Consider the following 13,374-nt stretch of genomic DNA (forward strand, 5'->3'; position numbering starts at 1 on the left):
ACTGGATGAGGTTTGGGCAAATTGCCCAGTTGTAAGGGGCGTGGAATTTGTCACGGACGTCGCCCCACGCTGAACTGGGCGGATAGTGTGACGCGATCCGGTGCACCCGACCGCGTGGTCGCGCACTCAACGGATCGACCGACCGAGCGCCCGAGGGGGAGGCGCCTCGCGTGGCACCGACGGAGGACTCAAGGAACCGTGGACGCGCACAGCCGTGGACGGGCGGACGAGATCGACCCCGCCGACCAGTGGGTGCTCAACCCGCAGACCGGCCATTACGAACTGCGACTGGACCACTCCGCTGGGCAGTCGCAGCGGCCCGCCCCCTCCCACCAGCGCCCCCGCACCACCCCCGGTGCCACCCCGTCGGGCCGGAGAACCCAGGCTCCGTACGGAGCGGCCGAACCCGGCGGGCGTGACCGCGCCACCGAGACCGCCCCCCCCGTCCCCGGACAGCGCCGCCGGCGCGCCGCCGAGCCGGGCGACCGGCCGGGCGCCGCGGGCCGTCGCAAGCGCAGGCCGGAGAAGAAGTCCCGCAAGAAGAAGGTCCTGATGTGGACCGGCGGGACGATGGCCTTCGTCCTCGTGGGCGGCGCCGCCGGCGCGTACGCGCTCTACAAGCACTTCGACAACAACATCAGCACCATCGACGTGGCCGGCGGCAGCACCGGCGGCTTCAAGACGGACGCCGCCTTCAACATCCTGCTCATCGGCACCGACAAGCGGACCGGCGAGGGCAACGGCGGCTACGGCGACAAGAACAGCCCCGGCCACGCCGACACCACGATCCTCTTCCACGTCTCCAAGGACCGGACGAACGCCACGGCGATGTCGATCCCCCGGGACCTGGTCATCGACATCCCCGAGTGCGAGACCAAGCTGCCCGGCGGCAAGGTCAAGACGATCCCCGGCCAGACGGACACCCGGTTCAACGTGAGCCTCGGCCAGTCCGACCGCGACCCCGGCTGCACCATGCGCACGGTCAAGGAGCTCACGGGCCTGACCGTCGACCACTTCATGATGGCGGACTTCAACGCCGTCAAGGAGATGACCACGGCCGTCGGCGGCGTGAAGGTCTGCCTGGCCAAGCCGGTCAACGACTCGAAGTCCCACCTCAAGCTGCCCAAGGGCGAGTCGATCATCCAGGGCGAGCAGGCCCTCGCCTTCGTCCGCACCCGGCACAGCTTCGGCAACGAGAGCGACCTGGACCGCATCAAGGTCCAGCAGCAGTTCCTCAGCTCGATGATCCGTCAGATGAAGTCGGACGACACGCTCACGTCCCCGACCAAGCTGTACGACCTCGCCGACGCGGCCACCAAGGCGCTCACCGTCGACACGGGCATAGGGAGCATCTCCAAGCTCAAGTCCCTCGCGGGCGAGCTGGCGAAGATCGACCCCAAGAACATCACCTTCACCACGCTGCCGGTCATCGACAACCCGGCCGAGCCCCGCCCGATCACGGTCGTCCCCGACCCGGTGAAGGCGCCGCGGCTCTTCACGATGATGCAGTCCGACACCTCGCTCACCGAGGTGAAGCAGAAGGAGCAGGACGCCAAGAACGCCCAGGCGCAGGCCCAGGCGAAGCTCCTGCAGGGTGAGCGGTCCACCGCCCGCGAGGTCCGCGTCGACGTCTACAACGGCAGCGGCGTGACCGGCGCGGCGCAGAAGACGATCGACTGGCTCCAGAACGAGCACGGCGTGACGCGGTCCAGCAACAAGAGCAACGCCCCCGAGAAGGCGGCCACGACCACGCTCACCTACGCACCGAACCAGGCCGACCAGGCCCGCAAGCTCGCGGACCTGATGGGCCTGCCCGCCACGGCCCTCAGGCCGGGCACGCAGGACGCCGGGGAGCGCGAGCCCATGACGCTCGTCCTCGGCGCGGACTTCAAGGGCGCGGGGGTGCCCCTCACCGGTCCGGCGAAGGCGCCGGAGGGTGCGCAGACGGCAGACAAGCAGGTGTGCGCCAAGTGACCCGGATCGACCGGGCCCTGGGCCGCACCTGAAGGACGAGGAGACCTGGGGTGGGACAGAGCAGCGTGCGGGGGGAGGGGGCGCGGGAACGCGCCTCGCGCGCCCGTGAATTGGGTTGGGACGAGAGTCTCTACGAGGACGGGACCGGGTCCGGTTCCGTCGGTACCGACGCGCGTCCGGGCGGCACCGTGCCGCGCTCGCGGCGTGCGGGCGGCGGCTCCGGCGACGGCGGGGACGGCCCGGGACGGCAGGGCCACCGGCGGGGCGGCGCGCCGCGCCGGCGTGCCAGGAAGGCCGGCAAACGCCGGATACTGCGCTGGGTGGCCGTCACCCTGTCGTTGCTGATACTCGGCACGGCCGGCGCCGGATACCTGTACTACGAGCACCTCAACGGCAACATCCGCAGCGGTGGGCGCGCGGGCGGCGAGAGCGGCGTCAAGAAGGGCGCTCCCAACGCGCTCGGCGACACCCCGCTCAACATCCTGCTGATCGGTTCGGACGACCGCTCCGACCCCAAGAACGTGGCCCTCGGCGGCGGCAAGGACGACCGGAACCGCCCGCCGCTCGCCGATGTGCAGATGCTGCTGCACGTCTCGGCGGACCGGAAGAACGCCTCGATCGTCTCCATACCGCGCGACACGATCGTCCACATCCCCAAGTGCCGTGGCGAGGACGGCAAGGAGTACCCCGCCACCGACACCAGTCCCATCAACGAGACGCTGGCGCGCGGCGGCGCCGGCTGCACGCTCACCACCTGGGAGAGCATCACCGGGGTCTACATCGACCACTGGATGATGATCGACTTCACGGGTGTGGTGTCGATGGCCGACGAGGTCGGCGGCGTCCCGGTGTGCGTGAAGACCGGCGTGTGGGACAAGCCGACCAGGCGGGTCAAGGGCGGTTCCGGCCTCCAGCTCCCCGAGGGCACCCACGAGGTCCAGGGCGAGCAGGCCCTGCAGTGGCTGCGCACCCGGCACGCCTGGGGCAACGACCAGGGCCGCGCCAAGGCCCAGCACATGTACATGAACGGCCTGATGAAGAAGCTGCAGGGGCAGAACGCCTGGACCGACACCGGGCGCCTCCTGGGCCTCGCCGAGGTCGCGGTCAAGGCCTTTCAGGTCTCCGACGAGATCGGCACCGTGAAGAAGCTCTTCGACCTGTCGATGCAGCTGAAGAACGTGAAGCTGGACCGGCTGACCACGGCGACCGTCCCGACCGTCGAGTGGTCGCAGGACAAGGACAAGCTCGTCATGGTCCAGAAGTCCGCCGACAAGATGTGGTCGATGCTCCGCGACGACGTCGCCTTCGACAAGAACGGCGAACCCGCCAAGCCGAAGCCGGCCGCCACCGCCTCGGCGAAGCCGACCACGCCCGCCGAGGAGCCCGGCTCCTTCAAGGTCACGGTCGTCAACGGCACCGGCAGCGACGAGCAGGCCCCGGTCAAGGGCCGGGCCGGCGCCCTCGCCGAGGAGCTCCGCGGCAAGGGCTTCACGCAGGCCGATTCCTCCCGGGACGCCCAGCCGCGCAGGGACAGCGTGGTGCTCTACCCGAAGTCCGCCGGTGAGCAGGGCAAGGCGAACGCCCAGTCCGTGGCCGCCTCGCTCGGCCTGCCCGCCACGGCGGTCCGCGCGGACGCCTCGGCGGAGGACGTCACCCTCGTGGTCGGCGCCGACTGGCGCGAGGGCGCCACCTACAAGAAGCCGCAGGTGGAGGCGGGTGACCTGCCCGAGGGCGCCAACGACAAGGTGGACTGCATGGACGTCTACTCGGTCTACCGGTGGGACGGGAAGAGCACGAACTGACCATCCCCGCACGTACGGCGACGGCCGGGCCCCGTTCAGGGGGCCGGCCGTCGCCGTACGTGCAGTAGAGGGCAGACCTCAGACGGTCTCGGCCGCCTCGTCGGCCTTCACCGCCGGGCGCTTGCTGGCGATGACCTTCCTCGCAAGCGAGCGGGGGCTGGTGAGGAAGCCGAAGCCCCAGGACATGTGCATGGTGGCCAGGGCCACCGGGATCTGCAGCCGCGCCTTCAGCGACAGGCCCTTGCCGGCCGGCACGGAGCCCGCGGTGATCGCGGCCAGGTAGCCGGCCGGGATCACGAAGCCCAGCGGCGTGACGAAGGCGCCCACGACGAGGCCCGCGGCGATCGCGCAGACGGCGGTCGGCGGGGCGAGGTAGCGCAGGTTGATGGAGCCGGCGTGGTAGCGGGCCACCACGTGCCGCCACTTGCCGTAGTCCTTGTACTGCTTCGCGAGCGCGCGGACCGACGGCCGTGGGCGGTACTGGACGCGCAGGTCCGGCGAGAACCAGATCAGGCCGCCCGCCTCGCGGATGCGGAAGTTCAGCTCCCAGTCCTGGGCGCGGATGAACTCCACGTTGTAGCCGCCCTGCCGCTCCAGCGCCTCGCGCCGGAACACGCCCAGGTAGACGGTCTCGGCGGGGCCGGCCGCGCCACCGGTGTGGAAGGCCGCGTTGCCGACGCCGATCTTCGAGGTCATGGCGGCCGCGACCGCTTCCTCCCAGGCGTTCTCGCCCTCGGCGTGCATGATGCCGCCGACGTTCTGCGCGCCCGTCTCCTCCAGGAGGCGGACGGCGGTGTCGATGTAGTTCGGCGAGAGCATGCCGTGGCCGTCGCAGCGGACCACGATCGGGTGGCGGGAGGCCTTGATCGCCGCGTTGAGGGCGGCCGGGGTGCGGCCGGTGGGGTTCGGCACGGTGTGGACGCGGGGGTCTTCGCGGACGAGCTCGGCGGCGATCTCGTCGGTGCGGTCCGTGGACGGGCCGAGCGCGATCACCACCTCCATCTCGCCGTCGTACTCCTGCTCCAGGATGTGACGGACCGCGTTGCGCAGATGCCGCTCCTCGTTGAGGACCGGCATGATCACGGAGACGGGGGGCTTGGCGTTCATCGCGTGCCACGTTACCGCGAACGGGGGACACGGTCGCGCGCCGTCGGCGGCACAGGGCCCTTGCGATCGTCGTATGGGCCTACGGTGCTCACGGTCCTTCCTGTCGCACCCGCGGAGGTGTCCCCCGGTGCCCACACCGCCCCGCACGCCCCGTCCCCGGCCCGCCGCCCGCCCCGCACCGGTCCGCAGGCGGCGCCGCCCGAGACGGACGCGGTGGGGGATGCGGATGGCGACCACGCTCTCGGTGGGCGTCCTGGCCGCCGGGGGGATCGGGCACGCGGTGGTCACGAGCCTGGACACCGGCATCGACCGGATCGACCCCTTCAAGGACATGAAGAACCGCCCGCAGGCCGGGCACGGGCTGAACATCCTGCTCGTGGGCACCGACGGCCGCGACAGGATCACCGAGGAGGAGCGCCGCAGGTACCGGCTGGGCGGCGCGCCCTGCCACTGCACGGACACGGTGATGCTCGTCCACCTCTCCGCGAACCGGGAGCGGGCGAGCGTGGTGTCGCTGCCCCGGGACTCGTACGCCGAGATGCCGGAGCACACCGACCTCACCACCGGCCGCCGGCACCACGCGCACCCGGTGAAGCTGAACGCGGCGTACGCGGAGGGCGGGCCGGGGCTCACCGTACGGACGGTCGAGTCGATGACCGGGGTGAAGATCGACCACTACCTGGAGGTCGACTTCACCAGCTTCATGAAGACCGTCGACGCGGTCGGCGGGGTGCAGATCTGCACCCCCAAGCCGCTGAAGGACTCCTACACCGGGCTCGACCTGCCGGCCGGCCCGCACGAGCTCGACGGCGGCCAGGCCCTGCAGTACGTGCGCGCCCGCCATGTCGACGGGGCCTCCGACCTCGGGCGCATGCAGCGGCAGCAGAAGTTCCTCGCCGCGCTGATCGACCAGGTCACCAGCGGCGGGGTGCTGCTGAACCCGGTGCGGTTCCGGCAGGTCGCGACGACCATGCTGAGCTCGGTGCGGGCGGACCAGGGCTTCGGTACGGAGCAGATGCTGACCCTCGCGAAGGCGATGCAGGGCTTCGGCCCGGCCTCGTCGGAGTTCGTGTCCGTGCCGCTCGGCGACATGAGCTTCCCCGTGAAGGGGATCGGCTCGACGGTGAAGTGGGACGCGGCGAAGGCGCAGCGGCTCTTCCAGTCGCTGCGCGAGGACCGCCCGCTCTCCCCCGCCCGGCCGGCCGCCCCGAAGGGTCCGCGGCCGGTCGACGTGGACGTCGCGCCGAAGACGATCCGGGTCCAGGTCTACAACGGGACCCGCACGGACGGGCTCGGCGGCCGGGTCGACGCGGCACTGCGCGGGGCGGGCTTCGACACGACCCGGCAGCCGCGGACGGGTACGGGGCCGGAGACCGCGCGCACCGTCGTCTCCTACGACCCGCGCTGGGACCGCTCGGCGAAGTCCCTCGCGGCGGCCCTGCCGGGCGCGCAGCTGAAGGCCGTACCGGGCCAGGGCGGGACCCTGCAGGTGACGGTGGGCTCCGACTACAAGGGGGTCGCGCCGGTGCGGGAGCGGGAGCAGCAGACGGGCCAGTTCGAGGCGGTCCGAGGGGACCAGGTGGTGTGCCCGTAGGGCACGGCCGAGGGCGCGGGGTCCGCGGGTGGGCCGTAGGGCACGGCCGGGGGCGCGGGTCCGCGGGTGGGCCGTAGGGCAACGGCCGAGGGCGCGGGTCCGCCGGACGGGTCCTAGTCCTCGTAGCCCTCGGCGGCGCGGCGCTCGCGGAGCTCCCTGATCGCGCGGCGGCGGGCCAGGCGGTGGGTGCGGCGGATCTGGGCTTCCTGGTAGCGGCGCTTGTCGCGCTCGGTCTCGGGGATGACCGGCGGGACCGCGCGGGGCTTGCCGTCGGCGTCGACGGCCGCGAAGACGAGATAGGCGGAGCCGACCTGGGTGGCGGGCGTGGACTCGTTCCAGCGCTCGGCCATGACCCGGACGCCGACCTCCATCGAGGACCGGCCGGTCCAGTTGACCTGGGCCTTCACGTGCAGCAGGTCGCCGACCCGGACCGGCTCCAGGAACGCCATCTCGTCCATGGAGGCGGTGACCGCGGGGCCGCCCGAGTGCCGGCCCGCGACCGCGCCCGCGGCGTCGTCCACCAGCTTCATGATCACGCCGCCGTGCACCGTGCCGAGGAGGTTGGTGTCGTGGCTGGTCATGATGTGGCTCAGCGTGGTGCGGGACGCCGAGGTGGGCTTGCCCGGGATGTCGCCCTGATCTGTCATGCCCTCTACCTTATGCCCGGCCTCGCCACCGGTCCCCGCCCGGTCCGGTTTGCATCAGCTTGGCAACAGCGCCGACCCGATTCGCCACCCGCCCTGTCGGCCCCGGCGGGCCGGACGGCACACTGGTCCGCATGAATGACTGGCCAGACGCCCAGCCCGAGGGACCTCGCCGGATGCGCCATGTGCAGCGCCCGCAGGTCCCCCCGCAGCAGCCGCAGCAGCCGTACCAGCGGCAGCGGCAGCAGCAGTACGGCCAGGGCCAGGGTCAGGACTACGACCAGGGCTACGACCCAAGCTTCACGCAGGCCCAGGGCAGCGGCTACGACTCCGGCTACAGCAGCGGCCAGGTCTACGGCGGCCCGCAGGGCGGTGGCCGGGGGACCGTGCCCCCGCAGTACGACCCCCGCCCGGCGAGCGGTGGCCGGCCCGCGCCCGACTGGCGCCGCCGGATCAAGATCGGTTCGATCGTGCTGCTCGTCGCCGTGGTCGGCTGGGGCGCCGGCACGTACGCCTGGGCCAGCTCCCGGATGCGCAACGAGGTCGACCTCTCCAAGGTGATCGAGCGTCCGTCCGAGGGCGACTGCACCACGTATCTGATCGTCGGTTCCGACAGCCGCGAGGGCATGTCGGACGAGGAGAAGAAGAAGCTGCACACCGGCTCGGCCGAGGGCAAGCGGACCGACTCGATGATGATCCTCGCGGCCTGCTCCAGCGGGAACACGATGGTCTCGCTGCCCCGTGACTCCTGGGTGACGATCCCGTCCTTCGTGGGCTCGGAGTCCGGCAAGAAGTACGCGGCCCGGGGCGGCTCCAAGCTGAACGCCGCCTACGCGATGGACGGCCCCGAGCTGCTCGTCCGCACGGTCGAGTTCAACACCGGCCTGCGCATCGACCACTACGCGGAGATCGGCTTCGCCGGCTTCGCGAACATCGTGGACGCGCTCGGCGGTGTCGAGATGAACATCGAGAAGGGCTTCAAGGACAAGAACTCCGGCGCGAACTTCCAGGCCGGCACCCAGACGCTGAACGGCGAGCAGGCCCTGGCCTTCGTGCGGACCCGCTACGCCTTCGCCGAGTCGGACCTGGCGCGGACCAAGAACCAGCAGAAGTTCCTGTCCGCCCTGGCCAACCAGGCGGCGACGCCGGGCACGATCCTCAACCCCTTCAAGCTGTACCCGACCCTCGGCGCGGGTCTGGACACGCTGATCGTGGACAAGGACATGTCGCTCTACGACCTCGGGAAGATGTTCTTCGCGATGAAGGGCATCAGCGGCGGCGACGGCAGGTCGATGAACATGCCGATCAACGGCACCGCGCCGCAGAACTCCCTGAAGTGGGACATGCCGAAGGTGAAGCAGCTGGTCGAGCAGATCCGCAACGACCAGCCGGTCACGGTCACCTCGGACCGCTGACGGATCCGGCCGCGAAGGGCCCGCCCGCCGACGGACCGCACGGCCGACGGGCCACCCACGGACCGTACGGCCGACGGACCGACAGCGGACCGCACCGCCGTCGGGCCGCACCGCCGGCGGACCGCCGGCGGGGTCACCCCGCGTCGAGCACCTCGTAGAGCACCCGGCCGTCCGGTCCCTTCCGCACCTCGCGCAGGGCCGGGTCCCCGGCCGGGAGCCCGCCCCGCGACGGCCGCTGGAGCACCCACTTCACGTCGTACTTGCGCAGCAGCGCGAGGCGCTCCGCGCGCGGGGTGCCCGGGGCGAAGTAGCGGGCGGTGTCGGCGGCGCGCTGCTTCTCGTCGGGCAGGAAGAAGTCCGGGTAGCCGGCCTCGACCGTGTAGCCGCCGTAACCGGGCAGGGTGCGGGCGGCGCCCAGGTCTCCGGTCATGAAGACGTCCCCGTACGCCGTGTAGCGGGTCGTCCAGGCCGGGGTCTGCCAGACCTTCCACGCGTCCCGGGTGACGGCCTTCGGCAGGGCGTCCGCCCGCATGACGAAGGTCAGGGCGTCCCGCTGCACCCACAGGCCCGCCGCGAGGGCCCCCGCGAGCACCACGGCGAAGGCGGCGCGCAGCCGGCGGGCGCCGCCGTCCAGGACGCAGAGGGCGGCGGCGAGCTGCGCGGGCATGACGACCGCGGGCTCGGTCCGGCCCAGCGACCACTTGTCGAGGACCGCGCCGGCGCCGACCGTCACCAGGCCCAGCAGGAACCACACCACGAGCGGGTCCCGGCGGTCGCGGCGGAAGCGTACGGCGAGGGCGAGCACCCCGAGCGGGACCAGGGTGAAGAGCGCCCACGGCGCCCGGTAGAGCGGCTGGTGGATCTCCTCGAGGCCGCCCGCGCCGAGCAGGGCGAAGAAGGAGTAGTACGGCCACACGGCGAGGGCCGTGAGGCCCACGGCGAGGGCGGCGGCGAGCCGCGGCGCGACGGCGCGGGCGGGCCGGCCGGGGGCGGCGACGAGGACGCCGAGGGCACCGAAGGTGAAGACGACGCCCGTGAACTGGTGACTCAGCATCAGCAGGGCCCACAGCAGCCCCAGTCCCGCGTACCCGGCGTACGAGGAGAGGCCCGTCCCGTCCGGCCGGCGGTGGGCCTGGGTGAGCAGGGCGAGGAGGTGGAAGCCGAGGCCGGTGGCGAAGGTGCTCGGGTACGAGGCGTTCGCCGAGAGGGACGTCAGGCCGAGGAAACCGCTCCATATGAACGGGCGGACGCCCCACAGGAGCAGCAGGCACAGTACGGCGAGCAGCGGCGCGGCCGGGTGCGGGCTCAGCGTGCGGACGAACCGCCGCACGCCGGTGGCCAGGACGATCAGGCCGACGACGGCGGCGCAGCGCAGCACGTCGAAGGTGTCGAGGCCGGTCGCCTTGGCGAACAGGGCCAGGCAGACCGTCCACGGCGAGTAGTAGGGGCTGTCCGTCGGCGAGTCCACCATCGGGTTGCCCGGGTGGAACAGGTCGTGCCGCAGGCGCTCGACGGTGGCGGCGTGCACGCCCATGTCGCCGATCCACGGCAGCCGCACGATCATCAGGACCGCGCCGGCGGCGAGCAGCAGGACCGCCCCGCGCAGGGCGGTGAGGAGCCGGCCGGACTCGAAGAGGCCGAGCGGGCGGGCTGGGGCGCGGAGCGTGGCGGACTCGCCGGTCATCGGTGGTGGCCTTACTGCGGGTTGGGCGGACACGGGTGCGGCCGTCCCGGAACGCCCGGGCCGACGGACCGTGACACACCGTACCGCCGAGGGGTTTTGCCCGGACGACCCGACCGCGCGTTCGCAGGGCGTTTGATTTCCCGCGCGGTCGCCGGGGAGTATGGCGACTCGGCCCGGGGGGCGCCCGGGGGAACGGGGACAGCGGAGGTTTCGCAATGCCGTGGGACGAATGGGAGCAACTCAAGACCGAGGCGGCGCAGCGCCAGTCGACCTCGATGCGGCTGAACCAGCTGGCGCCGGAACCGGGCGGCGGGGGCGTGTCCGAGGACCTGAAGACGGACAAGCGGGCCTGGGTGACGGCCGGTGAGGGCGTCACGGGGCTGAAGGACGGCGTCGCCAAGGCGCTGACGGCGCTGGACTCCGGTCAGGCGGGCCTCGGTGACGACAAGGGGATCCAGAGCGCCGCGGCCCAGAAGGAGCTGTACGACTCCTGGAAGAAGTACGTCGGCGACGTGAACGGTCGCTGTGACGCACTGGGCGGCCTCCTGCGGACGTCCGGTCACGATCTGACGAAGCCCGACGAGTCGCTCGTCGGGGAGATCGCCGCCCTCGCGGCGAAGTACGCGGACACCGAGGCCGTCGGCGGCCAGCCGAAGGAGAAGTGACCGCGACCATGGACCTGGAGACCCTGAAGGCCTTCAAGCAGGCCGAGTACGAGGAGGCCGCGGACGGCTTCCGGAACGTCGGCGAGGCGGCGAGCGCGGCCAAGGACACGATCGACACCAAGATCTCCGCAGGCATCCGCGCCCAGTTGCAGGGCAAGGCGGCCGAGGCCGCCCTGGGCGAGCTCAAGGAGCTGTCGAAGAACTTCCACTACGCGCAGACCGAGTGCGGTCTGGTGAGCACCGCGCTGAACGCCTTCGCCTTCGACCTGGGGGCGGCCAAGCGCAAGCTGGACGCGGCGATCGCCGACGCCCACGCCGCCGGCTGCACGGTGAACCCGAACGGCTCGGTCAGCTTCCCGCCCGGCCAGAAGCCCGGCGCCGAGAAGGTCGAGGACGGCGGCACGGTGACCGGCAGCGCCGGGATGGACGACCCCACGGCGAACGCCCTGGAGCGCCAGGCCATCAACATCCACCCGAACCCGAACTACGGCAAGGCGATCGGCTTCGCGAACCGGATCGCCGACGCGCTGAAGGAAGCGACGGAGGCCGACGCCAAGTGGGCGCCGAAGCTGCGCGCCCTGAAGGCCGACGACGACCTGAAGGTCACCGACCGGGACTGGGCGGACGCGCAGTCGGACATGGGCGGGGTGAGCGACGCGGGCAAGACCTTTCTCGACTCCCTGCCGCAACCGCCGAAGGACGGCAGCCCGAAGGACAACGCGAACTGGTGGAAGGGGCTCACCCCGGAGCAGCAGGAGGCCTGGGCGGCCCTGCGGCCCGCGACCGTGGGAGGGCTCGACGGACTGCCGTCCACGGTCCGCGACGAGGCGAACCGGGTCGTCCTCGCGGAGAAGCACGGCCAGTACCAGATGGAGCTGGACTCCATCCCGAAGCCGCCCGCCAACGAGTGGACGTGGATCACCGCCGGTATGTACCCGTCGAAGGTGCACACCGACGAGTGGATGGAGTGGCACAACAAGTACGGGGACCGGTACGAGCAGCTCAACAAGTCGCTGAAGGGCATGAACGCCATTCAGGCGCGGTTCGACAGGACCGGTGAGCGAGGCCTGCCCGAGGCGTATCTGCTCGGTTTCAACCCCGAGAAGAACGGCCGGGCGATCGTCGCCAACGGCAACCCGGACACGGCGGACCACCAGGCGATCTACGTGCCGGGCACCACGTCGAACCTGGGCAGCATCGGCGGCGACATCGGCCGTATGGAGAACGTGTGGCGCGTGGCCGCCGGCGCGAACAACGGCTCCGTCTCCACGATCACCTGGCTCGGTTACGACGCCCCGCAGGACATCGTCAAGGACTCGCCGTTCAGCCACTACGCCAATGACGGCGCTCCGGCGTACAACCGCTTCCTCGACGGCCTCGACGCCTCGCGTACGGTCGACACCGACCCGCACCGTACGGCGATCGGGCACTCGTACGGCACGACCCTCATCGGGTCGGCGGCCCGGCAGGGTCACCTGAACGTGGACGACGTGGTCCTCGCGGGCAGCCCCGGCGTGCAGGTTCCCAAGGCGGAGCAGATGGACGTCCCCAAGGGCCACGTCTGGAACGAGGAGGCCGACGGGGACATCGTCCCGGACGTCGGCCGGTTCGGGCACGGTGGTACCGACTGGGACGGCCCGTGGACGGTTCCCAGCGACGAGCGCTTCGGCGCCAACCAGATGACCACGGACACCGAAGGTCACAGTGACTACTGGAAGGAAGGCACCAAGAGCCTCGAGAACCAGGGCCTGGTCGTCGCGGGCAAGCCCGACCAGGTGTCGCTGAAGCCGCCGCCGAACCCCACGCCAGGAGTGCGCTAGATGAAACTCAAGGTGGGAGCACCCGCGCTCCTCGTGTCCCTCGCCCTCACGACCCTGACCGGATGCAGCATGACTGACGACAACAACTCCGGAGACCTCCCCGACGCGGGCACCAGCACGACGGCCCACGCGTCGGACGCCGCCGAGAAGGTCTCCAGCGAGATCTACGACCTGATCGGTGTCAAGGGGAAGGCGACCGAACCCGGGCCCGGTGTCACGGGGTGCTCGGGCAAGGATCCCGAGAAGTACTTCCAGGTCTTCCACGCGTGGACCTTCACCCCGGCGTCGCCCGACGCGCTCGACGGCGTGATGGAACGACTCAAGGCGGACCTGCCCAAGAACGGCTGGAAGGTCGTCGATTTCGGGCGGGACACCAGCAAGAACAAGAACGTGACCCTCACGGCCGACAACGACGCGAAGAAACACAGCGTCAAGATCACCCACTGGGCCACGGAGAACCCGCCGCAGCTGAACATGATGGTGGTCTCCGGCTGCTACCAGGTGCCGGACGGCGAGAAGGTCCGGTAGACATGGACAGCCCCCGGCGTCCTGCCGGGGGCTGTCCGATCCCGTGGGGGGATTACGGGAGGTTGCGGGCCATGACGATGCGCTGGACCTGGTTGGTGCCCTCGTAGATCTGGGTGATCTTGGCGTCGCGCATCATGCGCT

The 13,374-nt window shown here is 71.2% G+C and carries 11 protein-coding genes; 7 read left to right on the plus strand and 4 right to left on the minus strand.

Annotation, left to right across the window (positions count from 1 at the left end):
• Positions 1-198: 198 nt before the first annotated feature.
• Both ACIGXE_RS35110 and ACIGXE_RS35115 read left to right on the plus strand, forming a co-directional pair.
• Complete coding sequence (locus ACIGXE_RS35110) at positions 199-1,974, plus strand: LCP family protein (RefSeq protein WP_399754039.1); 1,776 nt, start codon at positions 199-201, stop codon at positions 1,972-1,974.
• 50 nt (positions 1,975-2,024) lie between these two features.
• A complete protein-coding gene (locus ACIGXE_RS35115; protein ID WP_399754041.1) occupies positions 2,025-3,776 on the plus strand; it encodes an LCP family protein in 1,752 nt (583 codons plus the stop codon).
• Between the two features lie 78 nt (positions 3,777-3,854).
• On the opposite strand, the gene ACIGXE_RS35120 is transcribed toward ACIGXE_RS35115, so the two are convergent.
• A complete protein-coding gene (locus ACIGXE_RS35120; protein WP_399754043.1) occupies positions 3,855-4,883 on the minus strand; it encodes a glycosyltransferase family 2 protein in 1,029 nt (342 codons plus the stop codon).
• A gap of 220 nt (positions 4,884-5,103) precedes the next feature.
• On the opposite strand from ACIGXE_RS35120, the gene ACIGXE_RS35125 reads away from it, so the two are divergent.
• Positions 5,104-6,477: an LCP family protein gene (locus ACIGXE_RS35125; RefSeq protein ID WP_399754044.1), complete on the plus strand. Its 1,374-nt coding sequence runs from the start codon at positions 5,104-5,106 to the stop codon at positions 6,475-6,477.
• Between the two features lie 113 nt (positions 6,478-6,590).
• On the opposite strand, the gene ACIGXE_RS35130 is transcribed toward ACIGXE_RS35125, so the two are convergent.
• Positions 6,591-7,124: an acyl-CoA thioesterase gene (locus ACIGXE_RS35130; protein ID WP_399754045.1), complete on the minus strand. Its 534-nt coding sequence runs from the start codon at positions 7,122-7,124 to the stop codon at positions 6,591-6,593.
• Between the two features lie 131 nt (positions 7,125-7,255).
• Between ACIGXE_RS35130 and ACIGXE_RS35135 the strand changes: the two genes are divergently transcribed.
• Entirely contained in the window at positions 7,256-8,536 is a 1,281-nt protein-coding gene (locus tag ACIGXE_RS35135; protein WP_399754047.1) for an LCP family protein, read from the plus strand.
• Positions 8,537-8,669: 133 nt separating this feature from the next.
• Here ACIGXE_RS35135 and ACIGXE_RS35140 read toward each other — a convergent pair whose 3' ends face one another.
• The gene (locus ACIGXE_RS35140) at positions 8,670-10,220 is read right to left on the minus strand and encodes a hypothetical protein (RefSeq protein WP_399754049.1); all 1,551 of its coding nucleotides are present in this window, start codon (positions 10,218-10,220) and stop codon (positions 8,670-8,672) included.
• A gap of 215 nt (positions 10,221-10,435) precedes the next feature.
• On the opposite strand from ACIGXE_RS35140, the gene ACIGXE_RS35145 reads away from it, so the two are divergent.
• The 3 genes from ACIGXE_RS35145 to ACIGXE_RS35155 are packed head-to-tail and all read left to right on the plus strand — an operon-like array spanning position 10,436 to position 13,233.
• Positions 10,436-10,885, plus strand: coding sequence for a hypothetical protein (locus ACIGXE_RS35145; protein ID WP_399754050.1), 450 nt, complete (start codon positions 10,436-10,438; stop codon positions 10,883-10,885).
• Between the two features lie 8 nt (positions 10,886-10,893).
• Positions 10,894-12,705, plus strand: coding sequence for an alpha/beta hydrolase (locus ACIGXE_RS35150; RefSeq protein ID WP_399754057.1), 1,812 nt, complete (start codon positions 10,894-10,896; stop codon positions 12,703-12,705).
• The gene (locus ACIGXE_RS35155) at positions 12,706-13,233 is read left to right on the plus strand and encodes a hypothetical protein (protein ID WP_399754052.1); all 528 of its coding nucleotides are present in this window, start codon (positions 12,706-12,708) and stop codon (positions 13,231-13,233) included. It begins immediately after the preceding gene.
• Between the two features lie 52 nt (positions 13,234-13,285).
• Here the strand turns inward: ACIGXE_RS35155 and ACIGXE_RS35160 are convergent.
• The coding region (locus ACIGXE_RS35160) for an acyl-CoA dehydrogenase family protein (protein ID WP_157846636.1) at positions 13,286-13,374 on the minus strand (89 nt) is incomplete at its 5' end.

Origin of the sequence: Streptomyces sp. NPDC053431 (genome assembly GCF_044544925.1) — a bacterium.
In the GTDB taxonomy this organism is placed as follows: Bacteria; Actinomycetota; Actinomycetes; order Streptomycetales; family Streptomycetaceae; genus Streptomyces.

Excerpts from the sequence above, each read along its gene's own strand:
- ACIGXE_RS35140 (WP_399754049.1), bottom strand. The coding sequence starts at position 10,220 with ATGACCGGCGAGTCCGCCACGCTCCGCGCCCCAGCCCGCCCGCTCGGC.
- ACIGXE_RS35155 (WP_399754052.1), top strand. The coding sequence starts at position 12,706 with ATGAAACTCAAGGTGGGAGCACCCGCGCTCCTCGTGTCCCTCGCCCTC.
- ACIGXE_RS35145 (WP_399754050.1), top strand. The coding sequence starts at position 10,436 with ATGCCGTGGGACGAATGGGAGCAACTCAAGACCGAGGCGGCGCAGCGC.
- ACIGXE_RS35125 (WP_399754044.1), top strand. The coding sequence starts at position 5,104 with ATGCGGATGGCGACCACGCTCTCGGTGGGCGTCCTGGCCGCCGGGGGG.
- ACIGXE_RS35130 (WP_399754045.1), bottom strand. The coding sequence starts at position 7,124 with ATGACAGATCAGGGCGACATCCCGGGCAAGCCCACCTCGGCGTCCCGC.
- ACIGXE_RS35120 (WP_399754043.1), bottom strand. The coding sequence starts at position 4,883 with ATGAACGCCAAGCCCCCCGTCTCCGTGATCATGCCGGTCCTCAACGAG.
- ACIGXE_RS35150 (WP_399754057.1), top strand. The coding sequence starts at position 10,894 with ATGGACCTGGAGACCCTGAAGGCCTTCAAGCAGGCCGAGTACGAGGAG.
- ACIGXE_RS35135 (WP_399754047.1), top strand. The coding sequence starts at position 7,256 with ATGAATGACTGGCCAGACGCCCAGCCCGAGGGACCTCGCCGGATGCGC.